The sequence below is a fragment of the Sulfuricurvum sp. genome, assembly GCF_049305995.1.
GTDB lineage: Bacteria > Campylobacterota > Campylobacteria > Campylobacterales > Sulfurimonadaceae > Sulfuricurvum.
Genome location: NZ_JBAQPS010000125.1, coordinates 1 through 4,444 on the forward strand (window position 1 = coordinate 1; position 4,444 = coordinate 4,444).

The 4,444-nt window shown below is 35.5% G+C and carries 5 protein-coding genes; 1 reads left to right on the forward strand and 4 read right to left on the reverse strand.

What is annotated here, in order from left to right; translation table 11 throughout:
- Nucleotides 1-461: 3'-5' exonuclease (locus WA010_RS04125; protein WP_422555889.1), on the forward strand; the 461-nt coding region annotated here is incomplete at its 5' end.
- 11 nt (nucleotides 462-472) lie between these two features.
- Here WA010_RS04125 and WA010_RS04130 read toward each other — a convergent pair.
- The 4 genes from WA010_RS04130 to WA010_RS04145 all read right to left on the reverse strand — a co-directional run.
- On the reverse strand, nucleotides 473-1,720 hold the full coding sequence (locus WA010_RS04130) for a type II secretion system F family protein (RefSeq protein WP_422555890.1): 1,248 nt from the start codon (nucleotides 1,718-1,720) through the stop codon (nucleotides 473-475).
- Entirely contained in the window at nucleotides 1,717-3,453 is a 1,737-nt protein-coding gene (locus WA010_RS04135; RefSeq protein ID WP_422555891.1) for a GspE/PulE family protein, read from the reverse strand. Before WA010_RS04135 ends, WA010_RS04130 begins: the two co-directional genes overlap by 4 nt.
- A gap of 20 nt (nucleotides 3,454-3,473) precedes the next feature.
- Nucleotides 3,474-4,013 (reverse strand): hypothetical protein, encoded by a 540-nt coding sequence (locus tag WA010_RS04140; protein ID WP_422555892.1) that lies wholly within the window; start codon nucleotides 4,011-4,013, stop codon nucleotides 3,474-3,476.
- Nucleotides 4,010-4,444 (reverse strand): tetratricopeptide repeat protein (locus tag WA010_RS04145; RefSeq protein ID WP_422555893.1); only part of this gene is annotated, 435 nt, incomplete at its 5' end. The genes WA010_RS04140 and WA010_RS04145, both read right to left, overlap by 4 nt.

Sequence of the window (4,444 nt, forward strand, 5' to 3'; positions counted from 1 at the left end):
GCTCGATCGATGAGAAGGCAAAGAGCGAATCACAAGAGAGAATTCGTCGAAAATGTACGATTTTATTTGAACTTTCCCGCCCTTACAAAGATCATGAGCGTTTTTTAAATGCGATGGTGTTGGGATCTCAGGATTTGACGCAGGGTGAGGGGGTACATCTGCTGAGTATTCACGCCTCAAAAGGGTTGGAGTATCAAGAGGTGTATGTGATCGATTTGATGGACGGTCGATTTCCGAATCGAAAGCTGATGTCTCGAAGTGGAAGTATCGAGGAAGAGAGACGGCTCTTTTATGTCTCCGTTACACGTGCGAAAGATCGACTTTTTTTGAGCTATGCGAAGTATGACAAAATTAAACAAACCAATTTTATCCCTTCTCAGTTTTTATTTGAGGCAGGATTGATCCCAAAAGATGAAATGTACGCGGCATTAGTCGCGAAGGGTACCAACGAAGAGGCTTAAAAAACCTCTTTTTAGCGGCGCCCTTGCACCGCATTTCCCATTTCCCACATTGGCAAGAAAATACCCAATGCTAATAGTACAACCATACATGCAATAAGCAAAAGCATAATCGGCTCTATTGCTTCGGAGAGGCCGTCAATAATAGCATCAAACTTCATTTTATAGTATTCCATGACTTTTTGCATCATAGCATCGAGTTGTCCGCTTGACTCTCCGGCTGAGATCATTTGAATGATCATATTTTCAAAAAGTCTTGTTTCTGCTAAACCGTTATGGAGGGTTCCTCCCTTTTCAACGGTTTGTCGAACGGTTAAAAGTTTTTCTTGTAATGGCAGGGTGTCAATCATTGCTATAGAGGTTTCTAACGCTTCTGCGATAGGAATACCGGCACGAACCAGTTCTGAAAATACTAGGGTGAATCGGTTTAGGGTTGCATACATTATGATATTTTTAATAAGATAAGTTTTAAGTAAAAATTGGTGCCATTTAAAGCGAAACTCACGATTGTGATTTAACATATAGCGAAAAATAAAAATAAAAATAAAAATACCTATTAAAACATATAATCCATAGCTATTAAATAAATGTTCTAGAAATAATAAAATCTTTGTCGGTAGCGGTAATTCTGCATCTAATTGTTCAAAAATTGTTTTAAATTGAGGAACGACATAGGAAATTAGGACGGTAAAAGCAATTGCCATAGCAATCATAACATTTCGTGGATAAGCCATTGCTTTTTTAAATTTGATGATGTTACGGCGAATTTCTTCAAGCATATCAGCAAGTTTATGAAGTGCTTCAGCCATATTTCCTGTTTTTTCACCGAGTTCTATCATCGCTAATGAGAGATTTCCAAGTTCGTAGGAAAATTTTCCTGCAGAATGCGAGAGACTATGTCCAGCGTTAATATCTTCCGCAATCGTCCCTAAAACAGTTTGTAAAGTTGTATCTGTTGTCGCATCTGCAATCTCTTTTAAAGAGTCATGAATCGATATTCCTGCATTCGTCATAACTGCAAGCTGTCGAATTGCTGCAATGAGTGCATCTTGCTTAAGTTTTCGTTTCTTGACATTTGAAAATAAACTCTCTTTAAAACGCTTTAGCTGATCGGCAAGTGGTGCTGGAGCTTCAGTAACTTTTAAAATCATCCCTTGAAATTTAATTTTTGCTAAATAATGGGCTTCTTTTTTACTTTCTGCATATAAGCCTTGTTCTGTTTTTTTTCCTTTGGTAAGAATAGTTGCTATGAAATATTTCATCCTTTTGCCACCCTTAGTATTTCATCTAATGTTGTGATACCTTGTACTGCTTTCGCCATACCATTTTCGAACATTCCAGTAAAGCCCTCTTTTTTAGCTTCTTTGATCAAATCATCTTTTGAGGCTCCACGTGCGATCATACTGGATAAATTTTCACTGATAGGTAAAACTTCACAAATCATTTCACGTCCCATATAGCCCGATCCATTGCATTCTTTACACCCTATTCCTTCATAAAAAACGGTATTAGGAGGAATAAATGCATTGTATTCTTGTAGAAGATGCTGTGGTATGTCTATCTCTTTTTTGCAATGTTTACAAATTCTTCTAACAAGTCGTTGTGCTTGGACAGCTACTAGAGCACCGCTAATAAGGTAGGGCTCAATTCCCATGTCAGACATTCGGGTAATAGAACTGATTGCATCATTAGTGTGAAGAGTTGAAATTACGAGGTGACCTGTTAGAGCTGCTTTTATGGCAATTTCTAAAGTTTCATGATCTCGAATCTCCCCGATCATGATTTTATCAGGGTCTTGACGAAGAATAGCGCGAAGTGCATCAGCAAATGACAATCCAACTTTAGCATTCACTTGTACTTGTTGAATCAGATTCATCCGATATTCGACTGGATCTTCAACGGTGATGATTTTGTCTTCAACATTCCGAAGCTCATTAAGGGCTCCATAGAGTGTTGTAGTTTTTCCACTTCCAGTTGGACCGGTGACCAAGATAATTCCAAAAGGCGATTGTAAACCTTTAGTCAGTTTGTGGTAACTTTCAGAATCCATTCCGGAATCTTCTAATTTGACTAATGCTTTTGTTTTATCCAAAATACGCATTACGATTGATTCACCGTAGATAATAGGTAAAGTTGATAGACGAAAATCAAATTCTGCATCCATTACCATTGCTGAAAAGCGACCATCTTGAGGTTTACGACGTTCAGCGATATCGAGATTTGCTAAGAGTTTAATGCGTGAGGCTAACGGAGGATAAATATCTCGGTCAAAAATAAAAATCTCGGCTAATTTACCATCAACACGTCCACGAACGACGCAGTTCTTTTCGGTTGGTTCGATATGAATATCACTTGCCCGCCCTTTAATACAAGCTCTAAGAATAACATCAATTAATTGCAAAATGGAAGAAGCCTCTTGCTGTTCTTCAATTGTTCCAATATTACGTAATTCATTTCGAATATTGTTAACCAATTCTTTGACGCTGTCTTTGAGTTCCATTTTAAATAAATAAGCTTGGATTTGTTTTTCAGTGGCAATAGCTGTTTTTAGTGATTTGCGAGGAAAAAGACGTTGAATAGATTCTTGCGCTTCGATATTAAGTGGGTCGGCAAATGCAACAATGACAAACATATCATTTTGTGAAATAGGAAGCGCATTATAGCGTTTAAGTTGTGCTGTAGGGATTTTTTCAACGAGACGATAATCCATATCAATTGAATCGAGATCTAAAAATGGAACTTCCATGACTTCAGCTAAATGGGTCAATATAGAGATTTCATCTAAAAAATAGTAATTTTTTATGATAGAAAGTTCATATCTGCCAAGTCGAATTTGTTCGACAATAAAACGTTTTATAAAATTTATTGAAACAGCACCAATTTTACTCAAAGTTTCTAAAATTGTATCATCTTGCAGACCGCGTGAAGTTAATCGATCAATTTGTTGCTGTGTTATATGGTGTTTATCAAGTAAATCATTAGTAATGCGGTCCATATCTTATTCCTTAATTAATTTTAATAAACATGATGAAAAATTAATATTTTATCATAATATTCATCAATAGCGATGCTTTTTAGACCATTGAGTTGTGTTGTATACAGCTTAAAAGTTTGTCTTAAATTTGTGGGATCTTGATATTCTTTAATTAAAATAGTATGTTTTGGATCTTTTACATAAAGAGTAAAAACTTTTGATATAAGATGACTACTAGTAGGAAATTGTACATTTAAGATGGGTTTATTGTCATAAAGTGCTTGCATTAAAAGTTTTTTTTGCATAACGATAAGTGAAAAATAAGCACTATTGGCTCTCGCATCAGGAGATTGTGATAAGGCTGATATCATGGGAGACAAGCGATCGATTTGGTCGGCTTTTAAACAAGAAAAACCGAGAAGAGAAATAAAAGCTTCATTAGTTTGATTGGAAGTAAATAAACGAGATCCATAATTACACGCTTCTGTATACATCCCTTTTTGGTATAAATCAAACATAATTTTGCCTGTATCTGAATATAGATTAGTGAGAAATAAACTTAAAACCATAAATAATTTCATTTAAAATTGCCTTTTTCAATAGAATCTAATAAATTGTGGGCTGCTTCAGAGTTTGATTGGGAAATATAAAGCTGAAGCGTTTTCTTAGCTTGATCAACTCGACCAAGTTTTACTAAAGATTTTGAGAAAATAATCCAACTTTCGTCTACTTTATTATTAATAGAATTGGTTTTAAGTGCATAATTGTAAGCTTCACTATATTCTCCCCGATCATAATAATAACGTGCGATAAATAAACCTAAATTTGCGTTTGATGTTTCTTTAAAACGTTGTTGTAAATCATTAATGTTGAATTTTGATTCAGCTCGGTTAATCGAAAAAGAAGCATCCCTAGGTATTAATTTGGATTGTGGCGGTGGAATTAGTTGTTGTTTAGGCATATATTCTGGAGAGGTTAAAGTAGTTGAAGAAATAGGTAGATGCCGAATAGG

What these genes read in the sequence shown, in the direction of transcription:
- WA010_RS04135 (WP_422555891.1), bottom strand. Translation starts at nt 3,453, where the DNA reads ATGGACCGCATTACTAATGATTTACTTGATAAACACCATATAACACAG.
- WA010_RS04130 (WP_422555890.1), bottom strand. Translation starts at nt 1,720, where the DNA reads ATGAAATATTTCATAGCAACTATTCTTACCAAAGGAAAAAAAACAGAA.
- WA010_RS04140 (WP_422555892.1), bottom strand. Translation starts at nt 4,013, where the DNA reads ATGAAATTATTTATGGTTTTAAGTTTATTTCTCACTAATCTATATTCA.